General features: G+C 64.2%; 15 protein-coding genes. 7 read left to right on the forward strand and 8 right to left on the reverse strand.

Going from position 1 to position 15,070, the window contains the following annotated elements; translation table 11 throughout:
* Positions 1–154: 154 nt before the first annotated feature.
* A complete protein-coding gene (locus tag ACF8EF_RS17465) occupies positions 155–748 on the reverse strand; it encodes a DUF4157 domain-containing protein (RefSeq protein WP_392461048.1) in 594 nt (197 codons plus the stop codon).
* Positions 735–1,298: a TetR/AcrR family transcriptional regulator gene (locus ACF8EF_RS17470; RefSeq protein ID WP_176684636.1), complete on the reverse strand. Its 564-nt coding sequence runs from the start codon at positions 1,296–1,298 to the stop codon at positions 735–737. Before ACF8EF_RS17470 ends, ACF8EF_RS17465 begins: the two co-directional genes overlap by 14 nt.
* An 89-nt stretch (positions 1,299–1,387) precedes the next feature.
* On the opposite strand from ACF8EF_RS17470, the gene ACF8EF_RS17475 reads away from it, so the two are divergent.
* Positions 1,388–2,119: an SDR family oxidoreductase gene (locus ACF8EF_RS17475; RefSeq protein ID WP_176684635.1), complete on the forward strand. Its 732-nt coding sequence runs from the start codon at positions 1,388–1,390 to the stop codon at positions 2,117–2,119.
* A 29-nt stretch (positions 2,120–2,148) separates the two neighbouring features.
* Positions 2,149–2,763 carry a 2-hydroxychromene-2-carboxylate isomerase gene (locus tag ACF8EF_RS17480; RefSeq protein ID WP_392461049.1) on the forward strand — a complete coding sequence of 205 codons (615 nt, stop codon included), beginning with the start codon at positions 2,149–2,151 and terminating at the stop codon, positions 2,761–2,763.
* Here ACF8EF_RS17480 and ACF8EF_RS17485 read toward each other — a convergent pair.
* The 5 genes from ACF8EF_RS17485 to ACF8EF_RS17505 form a co-directional block, all read right to left on the reverse strand.
* Entirely contained in the window at positions 2,736–3,035 is a 300-nt protein-coding gene (locus ACF8EF_RS17485; protein ID WP_245355123.1) for a hypothetical protein, read from the reverse strand. The two genes, ACF8EF_RS17480 and ACF8EF_RS17485, sit on opposite strands and share 28 nt — an antisense overlap.
* 2 nt (positions 3,036–3,037) lie before the next feature.
* On the reverse strand, positions 3,038–3,583 hold the full coding sequence (locus ACF8EF_RS17490; protein ID WP_003248033.1) for a cupin domain-containing protein: 546 nt from the start codon (positions 3,581–3,583) through the stop codon (positions 3,038–3,040).
* An 81-nt stretch (positions 3,584–3,664) separates the two neighbouring features.
* On the reverse strand, positions 3,665–4,870 hold the full coding sequence (locus tag ACF8EF_RS17495; RefSeq protein WP_209966411.1) for an MFS transporter: 1,206 nt from the start codon (positions 4,868–4,870) through the stop codon (positions 3,665–3,667).
* Between the two features lie 83 nt (positions 4,871–4,953).
* Entirely contained in the window at positions 4,954–5,487 is a 534-nt protein-coding gene (locus tag ACF8EF_RS17500) for a cytochrome b (RefSeq protein ID WP_176684632.1), read from the reverse strand.
* Positions 5,484–6,536, reverse strand: a complete 1,053-nt coding sequence (locus ACF8EF_RS17505; protein ID WP_176684631.1) for a catalase family peroxidase — start codon at positions 6,534–6,536, stop codon at positions 5,484–5,486. Before ACF8EF_RS17505 ends, ACF8EF_RS17500 begins: the two co-directional genes overlap by 4 nt.
* Positions 6,537–6,660: 124 nt before the next feature.
* Here ACF8EF_RS17505 and ACF8EF_RS17510 point away from each other — a divergent pair, with 124 nt between their 5' ends.
* Entirely contained in the window at positions 6,661–7,182 is a 522-nt protein-coding gene (locus tag ACF8EF_RS17510; RefSeq protein WP_021782377.1) for a sigma-70 family RNA polymerase sigma factor, read from the forward strand.
* Positions 7,179–7,931: an anti-sigma factor family protein gene (locus tag ACF8EF_RS17515; RefSeq protein ID WP_392461050.1), complete on the forward strand. Its 753-nt coding sequence runs from the start codon at positions 7,179–7,181 to the stop codon at positions 7,929–7,931. The genes ACF8EF_RS17510 and ACF8EF_RS17515 overlap by 4 nt, the downstream gene beginning before the upstream one ends.
* A 40-nt stretch (positions 7,932–7,971) precedes the next feature.
* Here the strand turns inward: ACF8EF_RS17515 and xthA are convergent, their stop codons facing one another.
* Complete coding sequence (gene xthA, locus ACF8EF_RS17520) at positions 7,972–8,784, reverse strand: exodeoxyribonuclease III (RefSeq protein ID WP_176684629.1); 813 nt, start codon at positions 8,782–8,784, stop codon at positions 7,972–7,974.
* 162 nt (positions 8,785–8,946) lie between these two features.
* Between xthA and ACF8EF_RS17525 the strand changes: the two genes are divergently transcribed.
* From ACF8EF_RS17525 to ACF8EF_RS17535, 3 genes are read left to right on the forward strand one after another with little or no spacing between them, the layout of a single operon-like run.
* Positions 8,947–9,597, forward strand: a complete 651-nt coding sequence (locus ACF8EF_RS17525; protein WP_392461051.1) for a GNAT family N-acetyltransferase — start codon at positions 8,947–8,949, stop codon at positions 9,595–9,597.
* A gap of 52 nt (positions 9,598–9,649) precedes the next feature.
* Entirely contained in the window at positions 9,650–11,392 is a 1,743-nt protein-coding gene (locus ACF8EF_RS17530; protein ID WP_339443143.1) for an autotransporter assembly complex family protein, read from the forward strand.
* A complete protein-coding gene (locus ACF8EF_RS17535) occupies positions 11,389–15,063 on the forward strand; it encodes a translocation/assembly module TamB domain-containing protein (protein WP_392461052.1) in 3,675 nt (1,224 codons plus the stop codon). Before ACF8EF_RS17530 ends, ACF8EF_RS17535 begins: the two co-directional genes overlap by 4 nt.
* Positions 15,064–15,070 lie beyond the last annotated feature (7 nt).

The raw sequence follows: 15,070 nt of genomic DNA on the forward strand, positions 1-15,070 counted from the left end.
GGGCCGACCCTGCTGGCCAATTCCCACTCGCCGTTCACCGTTGCCGCCGCTACCGTATTCGCGGGTAAACCCGCTCCTACCTTGGTTTGCGCTAACGGCTGAATTTTGCGCCGGGCAAGACAGGCGCTGTAGATGTGGAGCGCAATGGCAGCGATCAGCGGGCCAAGCCTGAACGACGCTCGCGCAGCGCCTTGTCGACTTCGGCCTCGACCTTGTAGGCCGGCTCCTCCAGGTCGTCGAAGTTGCGCGTATAGCGTCGGGCAAACTCCTCCACACCCAGCTCCTGATACTGCTGCACATGCTTGAGCTCGTGCGCCCACAAGGCCACGTTGTCCTCGGCATCGGCGGCCCGGCGGAAGATGATCGTGTCGATCAGTGTAACGGCGTTCACATCGGGGTTCTGCAATAGCGCATTGGCTGCGCTCATCTGTTGCTCATCCCCCACCCGAAAGCGCGCTGCGTCGAGCACGGCAAAGTCATACCAAGGTTCAAGCTGCGCCCGAATATGCAACGGAATCGGCTGAACACCGCTGGCCGTGGCTTCGTCGCGGGCCTGGCGCAAGGCGTAGGCAAGGCTGGACGAGGCCATGACCTCCACATCCTTGAGGATCTGCCCGGCCTGGCCCGGGTCGATCGGGGCGCAGAAGCAACCCATCAGGCACACCTGATACTGCCCAGGCGGGCAGGCCTGCTCGGCAAACGCTGGCAGGGCCAATAGCAAACCCAACAAGGCACTAATCTGCCTCATGCAGGGCCTGTTCGACAAACTGGCGGCTGGCGCCCAGTACCTGCGCTTGCACGCTTTCACTGGCCAGCATGCGCCCGACCAGCACTGCCCCTACGCACTGGCTGATCAGCACCCAGGCCAGTTGCTCATCCTCCAGGGTTGTGCTCCAGGCCTGGTGCAGTTCTACCAGCCAGTGCTCAGCCACTTCACGCACCGGCGTGTCGGCCCGGGCGATTTCCACTCCCAGCGGCGGCAACGGGCATCCACCTTCGGCATTGCGCAGGTGGGCCAGGCTCAGGTACTGCTGCAGGCAGCGGCCCAGGCGTTCGCGGTTGGCTCCTTGGCAGGCCAGCCGTATCAGGGGGCTGTTGCTCAGCTCCTGGCGTACCACCTCGGTAAACAGGTCGTCCTTGGACGGGAAGTGGTTATAGAAAGCACCGCCGGTCAGGCCGATCGCTTTCATCAGCCCGGCCACGCCGGTGCTGGCAAATCCCCCGCGCTTGGCCAGCGCGCCGCTGCTGGCCAGCAGCCGTTCGCGGGTTTGCTGTTTGTGTTCGTTGGAGTAGCGCATTCACATGCCTCGGCAGACAGGCTTGACGATGACCGCGATCATAACATAGCGTTCGTTTACTAAACGATCATTTACCCATGGAGGCAGGCATGTCAGAACAACAAAAAGTAGTGCTGGTGATCGGGGCGGGCGACGCCACTGGGGGCGAGATCGCCAAACGCTTTGCGCGTGAGGGCTATGTTGCCTGCGTAACTCGGCGCCAGGCCGACAAACTGCAGCCGCTGTTGGAGGAAATTCGCGCCGCTGGCGGCCAGGCTCACGGTTTTGGCTCTGATGCGCGCAAGGAAGAGGAGGTTACGGCGCTGGTGGAGACTATCGAGCGTGATATAGGCCCGATTGAGGCATTTGTCTTCAATATCGGTGCGAATGTACCGTGCAGTATCCTCGAGGAAACCCCGCGCAAGTACTTCAAGATCTGGGAAATGGCCTGCTTTGCCGGTTTCCTCACCGCGCAGGCGGTGGCCCGGCGCATGGTTCAGCGTGAGCGTGGCACCCTCCTGTTCACCGGTGCTACAGCCGGTACCCGCGGCGCAGCCGGTTTTGCCGCCTTCGCCGGGGCCAAGCACGGCTTGCGTGCCCTGGCACAGAGCATGGCGCGCGAGTTGGGGCCACGCAACATCCATGTCGCCCATGTGGTGGTGGACGGTGCCATCGACACGGCCTTCATCCGCGACAGCTTCCCCGAGCGCTATGCCCTCAAGGACCAGGATGGCATCCTTGACCCGGCGCACATTGCCGACAGTTACTGGTTCCTGCACGCACAGCCTCGCGACGCCTGGACCTTCGAGCTGGACCTGCGCCCCTGGATGGAACGCTGGTAAATCCCCGTTAACCCGCAAGGATCTTAACCATGCACACGTCTGTCGACTTCTTTTTTGACCTGGGCAGCCCGGCCAGTTATCTGGCCTGGACCCAACTGCCGAACCTGTGTGCCCGCCAGGGCGCCACGCTGCGCTACCGGCCAATGCTGCTTGGCGGGGTTTTCCAGGCTACCGGCAATGCTTCGCCGGCCATGATCCCGGCCAAAGGGCACTACATGTTCACCGACCTGACCCGCTTTGCCGAACGCTACGGCGTGCCGTTCGGGATGCCGCCGGGCTTCCCGGTCAATACCCTGACTTTGATGCGCGGCGTGACAGGTACACAATTGCATTCACCGGATCGGTTCGAGGCATTGCTAACGGTGCTGTTCACCGGGCTGTGGGTACAGCGCCGCAACCTGAGCGACAGCGCTGTGCTGAATGAAACACTCGCGCAGGCAGGCTTCGACCCGCAGGTTTTTCACGCCCTGGCCGCTGACAGCGAAGTAAAAGCAGCACTAAAGCAGGCGACCGAGGCGGCTGTGGCGCGCGGGGTGTTTGGCGCGCCCACCTGTTTTGTCGGTGATGGGATGTTCTTCGGCCAGGACCGTCTGGACTTTGTCGAGGAGGCGCTGCGTCAGGGCGCCAACAGCCTCTCCAGCTGAGTGCGTTCCCACAGGCTGAGCAGGTCTGTGGGGTTGGTGCCATAGCGCTGCCAGTGCTCGAGCCCGGCCTGTTCGCCGTCGGGGGCTTGGCAATGAACGCAATGCGCCAGGCCTTCGGCATCCAGCGCCAACGTCAGTTGCCAGCCCTGGATGCCGACATCGACCAGGCCGTCATCGCGGCGTTCAGTCACCTCAAGGGGATGCACGCCAAGGGCCACATTGCGCAGGCACTGATAGACATCCCGGGTGCTCAGTGAAGCTCTGTGGGTCAAGATCAGAAATTCGCCGGCGTGTTGGCGCTGATGATCTCGGCCTCATCCGGGCCGATGTTCTTGAAACTGTGCGGCAGGGTCGTGGGGATATAGTAACCGTCGCCCGAGTTGAGCACGCTGACCTGGCCATCGACCCACAGCTCGACGGTACCACGGGTGACCAAGCCGCATTCTTCGCCTTCAGCATGCACGATCGGCTCTCCAGAGTCGGCGCCGGGTGCGTACAGCTCACGCAGCATGCGCATTTGCCGGCCTTCGACACTGGCGCCGACCAGCAGCATGCGCAGGCCATTGCGCCCCAGGTCTGGTTGTTCGCCACCACGGAATACGTAGCGCTCTTCGCGCACTGGCTCGTCGAAGCTGAAAAACTCCGCCAAGCTCATGGGAATGCCTTCGAGCAGCTTTTTCAGGGAGCTGACCGAAGGGCTGACGCGATTCTGCTCGATCTGCGAGATCGTCGAATTGGTCAGTCCGCTGCGGCGGGCCAATTCCCGTTGGGAGAGATTGTTGCGTTCACGCACCAGTTTGAGTCGCGTCCCCGTGTCCATAGCCGCCTTGTAATCAGAGGTGTCAATAATAATGAGCGATGCGCATTAAAACACACTCTGCGCCCTTGCGCGCTGTGCTTCTCAGACCCGCTGCTCACGCGGCATTGGCCACAGCCCGACCAGCAGCAACAGCACGGCCACGGCCAAGAATGGCAAGCGCGGATCAAGGGCATACACCAAGGTACCGGCGAGTGGCCCGATCACCGCGCCCATACCTTGGGCGGCGCCAATGGAACCGGCTGTGGCGCCTTGCTCAGAGGCCTGCATGGCATTGGCTGCCAGTGCCGAAAACGCCGGGAACACGAAGCCCATGCCCGCTGCCGCAACAAAATAGCAAGCCCACAGCCAGGGGGCCGTGGTGGCCAGCGAGCCGCAGGCAAAGCCCAGTGCCGATACCGTGGCACCCACCCGGATCATCTTCAGCGGTGGCCACTCCAGTTGGCGCAGTATCACCTGCGCCAGCATCAGCGCCACACCTACGGTGGTCAGGGCGATGCCAGCCGCCTGGGCCGCTTCGGCAGGGCCCAGATGCAAGCGGTCGAGGGCAAAGAAACCGACGATGATCTGCGACACGGTCACACTGAGCATGGCGCTGAATGCCACCAGCAGCGGCCGGCGCAGGCGCGGGTCGTTCAGCCGCACCGGGCTGGGGGCGTGGCTGTGCGTCAGAGCCTGTGGTTTAAGGGTAAAAAACAGCACGAGGAAGGCGGTGGCCGGCAGTAGCGACATGATATGGAACGGCAGGCTCAGGCTGTGCCGCGCCAGCAGTGCGGCCAGCGCCGGCCCGACCACCAGACCGACGGCGTTGGCCGCTCCCAGTGAGGCCATGGCTCGCGCCCGGCGTTGCGGCTCGACATGGTCGGCGATCAGCGCATTGCAGCCTACCGGGATGGCGGCATAGAAGGCGCCGATGCAACCGCGCGCGATCATCAGCCCGATGAACGCCAAGGTTGCCCCCGGCAACCAGCGTAGTGCGCCTTCGACGAACAGGCACAGCAGCCAGTAGGCCAGGGTAAAGCCAGCGCTGCCCAGCAGCAGGATGCGCCGGCGGCCCAGGCGGTCTGCCGCGCGCCCCCAGGGCCGGGCCAGCAGTACCCAGACCACGCCGGCCACGGTTATGGCGGCGCCGGCTTGCCAGGTGGCCATGCCAAGCTGGCGGGCTATCGGGCCGATCAGGGCGACGAAGGCCATCATCGACATGGTGCAGGCCATGTTGGCCAGCAGCAGCGGGCGCAAGTCCAGGGTGCTGGCAGGTAGAAGCGTTGCAGGATCCTTTGCGGCGTTCATAGGCAGTCCAAGGCAGAGTGGCAAGCAAAAACCGATATTATTAGGAATCATTATCGATTGTCGAACCCCTGGGCTGCTGCAGTTCATTCACTGCGGCGCAAGGGGCCAGGCCACATGCTACGCAACACACCGTCGCGGCGCACCCACGCATGCATCAAGGCTGCACCCACATGCACCAGCACCGTGGCGAACAGCAGGTAGCCGGCCCAGCCATGGGCCTGGCGCAACACGGCATACAGCTGCAGGTTGTGGGGGGTGATGGCAGGCAAGCCGAGCGGGCGCGGGTAATCGCCGGCTGACAGCATGGCCCAGCCCAGCAGTGGCATGCCCAGCATCAGGCCATAGAGCAGCAGATGCGAGGCCCCGGCGGCCCAGCGCTGCAGTTTTGGCAGGTCGTTCGGCAGGGGCGGGTGGGGTACGGCCAGGCGCACAGCGATGCGCAGCACCACCAGCACCAGCAGGGCCAGGCCGGTGGCCTTGTGCAGGCTGATCAGCACCGGATGGCGTAGAGACAGGTCGGCGACCATGCTCACGCCGATGAACAACATGGCCAGGATCAGCACGGCCATCAGCCAATGCAGCAGACGGGCGAAAGGGTGGAAGGTTTCAGGTTTCATGGCTTGGCTCCGGTGCTGAGCGACTCGCGGCTACGGCGGTTGAACGATTCCGAATAGGCGGCCGAGCGGGCGGCAAGGATCGGGTCCGCCGATGCCTCTATACCGCGCGGCAGGATCAGCGGGTCGAAGTTGAGGTCGCGGCAGGCCCCTTGCTCGGGGGCGTCCACCTGTTCCAGCACCAAAGTGCCGGCGTCCACGCTGCGCCGCTCGGCGGGCCACCGCCGTGCAGGATCGTCCACGGCGTCGCCTGGTTCGGCCAGCACCAGACGCAGCTTCCAGCGCAACGGGCCTTGGGCAAGGCGTTGCTGCAAGTCGTGTTGCAGGAATTGCTTGTCATCAACCTGGGTGGGCAATGCCGCAAATGCAGTTTGTGGCTCGAGCTGCCAACGCACCGGGTGGGCCGCGCCAGCGGCGTCGATCAGGCGGAAGGCATTGATACTGTGGTATTGCGTGTTGGCGAAGCTGTCGCTGGGTTTGTAGCCCGCCGCCCATTGGCGAAACGCCGCGCTTTCCGGGTGGGCGGCAAAGAACGCCTGCAGCTTGCCAGGGTCCGGTTTGCCGGTCGCCGGGTCTGGTGTGCTCGCCAGTACTTGCTGGTAGAACGCTTGCGGCGTGCTGACTGCCAGCACCGGAGGATTGTTCATGCCCGTCCGCCAGACCTGACCGTCGTCGGTGCTTAGCTGAATTGCCAGGCTGCGTACGGGTATAGCGGTATCCGGGGCGAACGGGTTGGCACCGCCGATGGCAAAACGGCCCACCACCGGCACCCGTTGCTGGCTGAAGGCGCGCGCCGTGGACAGGTTGGCGGCCTGCCCGCTGGCCTGGAAGTAGCCGCTCACGCACAGACCCTTGGCGTGGTTCTTGCGGTAACCGGGGTAATGCCCGGCCTGGGCTTCGAAGGTGTCGATGATGCGCTGTGGCGTCAGCCGGGGTTCGCCGAGCCAACCGGCGGCATAGGCAAAGCCGGCACCTGCGGCCAGCAGCACGCCGCCAATGGCGGCCAGGCGCAAGGCTTTGGCCGGGCCGTGCAAGGGTGTGTTCATGGTCAATGTCCGGTTCAGTGAAGGTGCCAGTACGACGGGGCAGGGAAAAAGTTATTCCCTCATCGGGAATAGAATTTGTTCACAGGCGTCTGCCCTTTACACTGACAACCCCAGAGGCCGGTACCTGACCATGCACGATTTGGACGACCACCAGTGGCGCGAGCTGCTGGCCCGCCTGCGCCGCTTTGCCGTGTGGCTGACCCGCGAGCCGGGCAGCGCCGACGACCTGGTGCAGGCGACGGTCGAGCGGGCCCTGAGCCGCCGCGACCAGCAACGGGACGCCGATGCCCTGCGTGCCTGGCTGTTCACCATCCTTTATCGACAGTTCCTCGACGGTAAGCGCCGTGAGCGCTTGCATGCGCGCTGGTTGTCCTGGTTCGGCCGTAACGAGCGCGACGAAGAGCCGGCTGGTGACAACATCGAAGCCATCGTCCTGGCCCAGGCCGACCTGCAGGCCTTTGCCCGGCTATCGGCGGAGCAGCGTGCCTTGTTGTTGCTGGTCAGCATCGAGGGCTTGAGTTACAAGGAGGCCGCCCAGGCCTTGGGCATCCCCATCGGCACTGTGATGTCGCGCCTTTCGCGCGCGCGCAATGCCTTGCGCGAACTGACCGAGGGCAACCCCCAACCCCCGGCCTTGCGGAGACTGAAATGACGCGCCTGATCCCCACCGATGATGAATTGCACGCTTACGTCGATGAGCGCCTGGAACCTGTGCGCCGGGCCGAGGTGCAGGCCTGGCTGGCGGCCAACCCGCAGGCTGCGGAACGGGTGGAAGGCTGGCGCGCCGATGCCCGGCGGCTGCGTACGGCACTGGCGGGATTGGGCGAGCTGCCCGGTGCAGCGCAGTTGGACCTTGGCCAGTTGCGTCGGCAATTGCGCCAGCGTCGGCAGCGGCGCTGGGTTGCGGCGGCGGTGGTGATGCTGGCGTTGGGTGTGGGGGGCTTGGGTGGCTGGCAAGTGCGCGATGCAACCCTGGCACGAGCCGACCTGCCCATGGCTGACGCTGTTCAGGCGCATCGTTTGTTCGCCGGCAGTGAAACACTGGATATCCAGGCCAGTGATCCTGGGCAGTTACGCGATTGGCTGGGGCGCTATTTCAGCCGGGTGGGCCAGTTACCGGACCTGGCGGGCTACGGTTTCAAGCCGGTGGGTGCGCGCTTGCTCAGCAACGAACAAGGGCCGGCTGCATTACTGGTGTTCGAGGATGGCAAGGGCCAGCGCATCAGCCTGTTCCTGCGCTCGCCGGGCGACCTTTATCGGCGCATGCCGGACGGGCAGCGGGTCGATGGCCAGCTGGAAGCGCGGTACTGGTCGCATGGGGCTTATAACTTTGCCTTGGTCAGCGCAGCGGACGATGTGCGTGGGGCGGGGGTAGGGGAGGCGTTGAGGCTGGGGTTGTAAGTGTGGGCCCAAGGCATGCACCTTGGGCCCGTCACCAGAGTCAGCTCAACTCCAACCAGATCGGCGCATGGTCCGACGGCTTTTCCATCCCGCGCAGTTCATAGTCCACCCCCGCTGCCTTGATGCGCGGCACCAGCGGCTGTGAGGCCATGATCAGGTCGATGCGCAGGCCGCGCTTGGGCTCGTCCTCGAAGCCGCGGCTTCGGTAGTCGAACCAGCTGAAGCGGTCGGTCACGTCTGGGTACAGATGGCGGAAGCTGTCTACCAACCCCCAGCCTTTCAAACGTTCCATCCACTCACGCTCTTCCGGCAGGAAGCTGCACTTGCCGGTCTTCAGCCAGCGTTTGGCGTTGTCCGGGCCGATGCCGATATCACAGTCTTGCGGCGAGATGTTCATGTCGCCCATCACCAGCACTGGATGGTCGTTGCGGAACTGGCTTTCCAGCAGTGCCTGCAGGTCGCTGTAGAAGCGCTGCTTGGCCGGGAACTTGGTGGGGTGGTCGCGGCTCTCGCCCTGGGGGAAATAGCCATTCATGATGGTGATCGGGTTGCCGTCGGCATCGGCGAAGGTGCCCCAGATGAAGCGGCGCTGGGCGTCTTCTTCGTCGGTGGCAAAGCCCTTGTGCAGGCTCAGCGGCGCCTGGCGCGACAGCAGGGCCACGCCGTAGTGGCCCTTCTGGCCGTGATAGTGCACGTGGTAACCCAGAGCCTGCACGTCGGCCAGCGGGAACTGATCGTCGCTGACCTTGGTTTCCTGCAGGCCGATCACGTCCGGCTGGTGCTTTTCGATCAGCGCCGCCAGCTGATGCGGGCGGGCCCGCAGGCCGTTGATGTTGAAACAGACGATCTTCATGGAAAGACAATCCCGGTAAAAGGCGCGATGCTAGCCGACATCGACCTTCATCACCAGCATGGCGGCCAGGCGAGCCTGCTGCTAACGTGCTGTTGGGGTTGAACGAAGCGCGCAGGGGCACCTCCAAGGCACAGTATGCCCATTCCAGGAGGTCTGCCCGTAATGCCCGAAACCACAGCCGCCCCGGCCCGTGTCTGCCTGCTCGATGATGGTTACAGCCGCGAGGCGCGTTCGCTGTTGTACAACGCCTACCGCCACGAGCCCACCTTCGCCTATCTCTTCGAAGCCCAGCGCCCGGGGTATGAGCGGCGCCTGCGGGTGATGGTGCGTGAATGGGTACGCCAGCACTTCTACCTGCAACTGCCCGCCATCGGCCTGTTGGTCGAGGACCGCCTGATTGCCCTGGCCCTGATCGTGCCGCCGCTGCGCCGGCTGGGCGTGGCCGACAGCTGGGCCTGGCGCCTGCGCATGATGCTGGGGACCGGCCTGCGCTGTACGCGGCGCTACATGGATTACCAGGCCGCGTTGGCCGCCTGCCTGCCCACTGACCAGGTACATATGCTGCCGTTGCTGGGGGTGCATCCGCAATTTCAGGGCAAGCACTACGGCGAGCAATTGTTACAAGCCGTGCACGACTGGTGCGCGGAAGACCCAGGCACCCAAGGTGTGGTGCTGGACACCGGTAACGAGCACTACCTGGCTTTTTACCAGCGTCAGGGTTATGAGGAAATTGGTGAAGTAGCTGTAGGGCCGATCCGGGAGAGGGTGTTCTTTCATCCTAATCCAGTCTCGTCAAAACCCGCATTGACCTGAACAGGCCGCCAGGCGGCTCCCTTGAGCGCCTGGCTCTGGTAGCATGCGCCGCATGACGTATTCAGGAAGATTGACCTGGGGCCTGGTTTTCTGGGTCGCCAGTTTCGCAGCATGGGGCCAGAGCGAGTTGTTGGTGAAGGTGAAGCCGGCCAACAAGGCGCTCAAGGCCAATGTCGAAGGCTATATCGGCACTTTGGGTGACCGCGACGAAGAAGCACTTTTGCGCTTCAGTCGCGGGGCAGAGGAGCAGGCGCGCAAAGCGGCGCAGGCACTCGGCTACTATCAGGCGCAGATCGATACCGAGGTCAAGCCCGCCAGCGACGCAGACCATCCCCCACAACTGATTATCAGCATCAACCCGGGCGAACCGATTCGCCTGCGCAACGTTACCGTGCGCATCGAGGGCCCAGCCAGCGAGATGAAAGCCTTCCGCGTGCCTGGCAGCAAGGCGCTGCGGGCGGGTGAACAACTCAATCACGGCCATTACGAGGATGCCAAGCGGTTGATCCAGAACCAGGCGTCGCGCTATGGCTTCTTCAGTGGGCGCTTCACTAGTCAGCGTCTGGCTGTCGACCCGCAAGCCGGTGTGGCCGATATCGACCTGGTCTACCAGAGTGGCCCGCGTTATCGCCTGGGCGCCGTCACCTTCGGTGGCGACACGCCGCTGGACGAGGACCTGCTGCAGCGCATGGTTTCGTTCAAGCCGGGCACTCCCTACGACTCGGAATTGATCGCGGAACTGAACAACGACCTGCAATCGAGCGGCTATTTCGAAGGCGTGCGCGTGGATGCGGCGCCCACTGCTGCTGTGGGCGAAGACATCCCGGTGGATGTTCACCTGCAAACCCGTAAACCACGCACCATGGGCCTTGGCCTGGGCTTCTCGACCGACGTCGGGCCACGCGGCAAGGCCAACTGGACCCGCCACTGGGTCAACCCGCAAGGCCACAGCTATGGCTGGGAAACCGAACTGTCGGCACCGCGCCAGAACGTCGGCCTGTGGTACGACATTCCGCTCGACCCGCCGCTGACCGACAAGCTGCGCTTTGCCGGTGGCTACCAGAACGAGGAGCTTGCCGGCACCGACACGCTCAGCAAGCTGTTGACGGTCGGCCCTGAGTGGCACAGCAAGCTGCCCAGTGGCTGGCAACGGGTGATTTCGCTCAAGTACCAACGCGAAGAATATCGCCTGGGTGACGACTCCGGTTTGAGCAACCTGTTGATGCCGGGTGCCAGCTATTCCTTCCTGCGCAGTGACAACCGCATCGACCCACACAACGGCTATCGCTTGCAGTTCGATGTTCAAGTTGCCAAGGAAGGGCTGGTGTCCGACACCAACCTGCTACACGGCAACGTATTGCTCAAAGGCCTGACCACGCTCGGCCACAACCACCGCTTTCTTGGGCGCGTACAGTTTGGCGGCAGTGCGACCAATGGCTTCAAGAACAACATTCCGCCGTCGCTGCGTTTCTTCGCGGGTGGCGACCAGAGTGTGCGCGGTTACGACTACCAGACCCTTTCCCCGAAGAACAGCGACGGTGACCGTATTGGCGGGCGCTACCTGGTGGCAGGGAGTGTCGAGTACCAGTATTCGCTGACCGAAAAATGGCGCGTCGCGACCTTCGTCGACCAAGGTAACTCGTTCAACGACCTGGAACTGCCCAGCCTCAAGACCGGCGTCGGCTTTGGTGTACGCTGGGTATCGCCGGTCGGGCCGTTGCGCCTGGACCTGGCCAAGGCGCTGGATGACGAAGGGGGCATTCGCCTGCACTTTTCCATGGGGCCCGAGCTGTGAAACGCGTAATCAAATATAGTGTGCTGGGCCTGCTTGGGGGCGTCGCGAGCGTGGGCCTGGTGCTCGGCCTGCTGCTGGGTACCCAGGCCGGCAGCCGCTGGGCACTGGGCAAGGTGCCCGGGCTTGAAGTGGCCGACTTCCAGGGGCGCCTGGCGGGCAGTTGGCAGGCCAGCCGGCTGAGCTGGGCCGACGCCGGCAGCAAGGTAGAGTTACAAGCGCCGTTGCTGGCCTGGTCGCCGGCTTGTTTGCTGCGCGCTACCTTGTGCATTGACCGGTTGCAGGCAGACCGCATTGACATGGCCTTTGCGCCAAGCACCGAACCGGCCGAGAGCGCCCCGCTGGAATTGCCGACCCTGCGCTTGCCGCTGGCCATCGAACTGGGCGAGGTGAAGGTCGGGCAGTTGCGCCTGGATGGCAGTGACCTGCTTGGCGACTTGCAACTGGCTGCGCACTGGACCCACAGCGGGATACGCATCGACAGCCTGCGGCTGCTGCGCGACGACCTGCAATTGAACCTGCAGGGCGACCTGCAACCCGAAGGCGACTGGCCGGTGCAACTGCAGGCGCAGTTGCAGTTGCCTACGGTAGACGAAAAACCCTGGCAACTGGCACTGACAGCCAATGGCCAACTGCAGAAGACGTTGGAACTCGCCGGCACCAGCAGCGGTTACCTCGATGCCACATTGAGCGGGCAGTTGCAGGCATTGGCCGAGCACCTGCCGGCGACCTTGCGCATCCGTTCCGAGGCGTTCAAACCGGCTGGTGCGTTGCCTGACACCTTGCAATTGAACGCGCTTGAGCTCGATGCCAAGGGCGATCTGCTCGATGGCTATCAACTGTCTGGCAGGGCCAGCCTGCCGGCCGAGCAGTCACCGATCGCCTTGGTCCTGTCCGGTCTGGTCGACAGCAAAGGCGCCAGGCTCGATGCCCTGGACCTGACCGCCAGCGACAGCCAACGGGTCAAGCTGCAAGCCACGGCTGACTGGCAGCAAGGCCTGAGCGCCGATGCGCAGCTGGACTGGCAGGACTTCCCGTGGTTGCGTCTGTACCCACTGGAGACTCCCCCCGAAGTCAACCTCAAGCGCTTCAATACCCAGGTGCATTATCGCGATGGCAATTACCAGGGTACCTTCACGGGCGACCTGGACGGCCCGGCGGGAGCGTTCAGCATCGCCAGCCCGTTCGAAGGTGACCTCACCCAGGTGAAACTGCCGCAATTGGCGCTGACCGCCGGCCAGGGCAAGGCAGCCGGCAGTGTCGCCGTACGTTTTGCCGACACCCTGGCCTGGGATGTCGACCTGCAGCTCTCCGCGCTCGATCCGGCGTATTGGCTGGCCGAACTGCCGGGCACCCTGGCGGGGCCACTGCGCAGCAAAGGCGAACTGAAAGGCGATGCGCTTACCCTCGATGCCCAGCTTGACCTCAAAGGCCGCCTGCGTGGTCAGCCAGCCATGCTCAAGGCCGAGGCCCAGGGGGCGGGGCAAAACTGGACCCTGGGCACACTGGCCATCCAGTTGGGTGACAACCGCATCAACGGCAGTGGCAGCTTGCAACAGCGCCTGGCTGGGCGAGTCGACCTTGACTTGCCGCGCCTGGGCCAGCTGTGGCCAAGGTTGCAAGGCCGGGTCAAGGGCCGGCTGGATGTCGCCGGCACCTTGCAGGCCCCGCAAGGTACGCTGACCCTGCAGGGCCAGCGCTTGGCCCAGGCCGAAAACCGCCTGCAGCAGCTGGACCTGGATGCGCGCCTGGACAGCGTCCAGCGCGGTGTAGTCGAGCTCAAGGCAACCGGTATCCACCTGGGTGACACAGCCTTGGGCACGTTGCAGGCCAACGGCAAAGGCGACATTCGCCAGCAGGCCTTGACCCTGGCGCTGGACGGCCCGCAGCTTAAGCTCGACCTTGGCCTGGATGGCCAGTTGAACAAAGGTGACTGGCGCGGGCGCCTGGCCAGTGGCCGAATCCAGGCCGGCGGCCAGGACTGGCAGTTGCAGGCGCCTGCACGCCTGCAGCGGCTGGCCAGCGGCCAGCTCGACTTCGGGGCCCACTGCTGGCGCTCCGGCCAGGCAAGCCTGTGTGGCGACGACCAGCGGCTGGCCCCCGAACCGCGCCTGCGCTACCACCTCAAGCAGTTCCCGCTGGGCAGCCTGGCCCAGTGGCTGCCGAAGGACTTTGCCTGGCAAGGCCTGCTCAACGCCGATATCAATCTGGACATCCCGGCCAGCGGCCCCAAGGGCACTGTCGTTGTCGATGCCAGTGGCGGCACCCTGCGTGTGCGCGACAAAGGCCGCTGGATCGATTTCCCTTACCAGGCCCTGCGCCTGGACAGCACGCTGGCACCGCGGCGCATCGATACGCGCCTGGCGTTTCGCGGTGAGCGCCTGGGTGAGCTGAACGTCAACGCCCGGCTCGATCCGCTGGGCAAGAACAAACCGTTGTCGGGTGATTTCCGCTTGGCCGGTCTGGACCTGTCGGTGGCCCGCCCGTTCGTGCCCATGGTCGAACGCCTGGCCGGGCAGCTCAATGGCAGTGGTCGGCTTTCAGGCACCTTGCTGGCACCTCAGGTCAACGGCAACCTGGTGCTCAGCGGTGGCGAAGTCAGTGGTGCCGAGCTGCCGGCCAGCCTTCAGGACCTGTCACTGCAGGCGCTGATTGCCGGCGAGCAAGTCCAGCTCACCGGTAACTGGCGCAGTGGCGAGGCGGGACGTGGCCAGTTGAGCGGCAACCTCACCTGGGGGCAGGCACTGGGCATGGACGTGCGTCTGCAAGGCCAGCAACTGCCGGTCGCGGTAGAGCCCTACGCCACGCTGGAAGTTGCCCCGGACCTGACCTTGCGCCTGATCGATGACAAGCTGTCGGTGACCGGCAAGGTGCAGGTGCCCAAGGGCAAGATCACTGTACGTGAGCTGCCGCCGTCCACGGTCAAGGTGTCGGATGACACGGTAATCGTCGGTCACCAGACCGAGGAAGGCAAGCCACCCATGGCAATGGCCATGGACATCGATGTCGAAGTGGGTCGCGACAAGCTGTCGTTCAGCGGCTTTGGACTTACCGCCAACCTGCTTGGCCATGTGCACATCGGCGACAACCTCGATACCCGTGGCGAACTGAGCCTGGCAGACGGCCGCTACCGCGCCTACGGCCAGCGCCTCACCATACGCCGGGCGCGCCTGCTGTTCGCCGGTCCGATCGACCAGCCGTACCTGGACATCGAAGCGATCCGCAGGGTCGACGACGTGATTGCCGGCATTCGCCTGAGCGGCAGCGCCGAGCAGCCGACGACCCAAGTGTTCTCGGAGCCGGCCATGAGCCAGGAACAGGCGCTTTCGTACCTGGTATTGGGGCGGCCATTGGGCAATACCGGCGAGGATAACAACATGCTCGCCGAAGCGGCGCTGGGCCTGGGCCTTGCCGGGAGCGCCGGCATTACCGGCAGCCTGGCTTCGAGTCTGGGGATCGACGACTTTCAGCTGGATACCGAAGGTTCTGGCAACAGCACCAGCGTGGTCGCCAGCGGTAACATCACTGAGAAGCTGAGCCTTCGTTACGGGGTGGGGGTGTTCGAACCGGCCAACACGATCGCGTTGCGCTACAAGCTGAGCAAGAGGGTCTACCTCGAGGCCGCCAGTGGGCTGGCAAGCTCACTGGACATCTTCTACAAGCGCGACTTCTAGGCCCGCA

It is taken from the genome of Pseudomonas sp. zjy_15 (genome assembly GCF_043101865.1).
In the GTDB taxonomy this organism is placed as follows: domain Bacteria; phylum Pseudomonadota; class Gammaproteobacteria; order Pseudomonadales; family Pseudomonadaceae; genus Aquipseudomonas; species Aquipseudomonas putida_Y.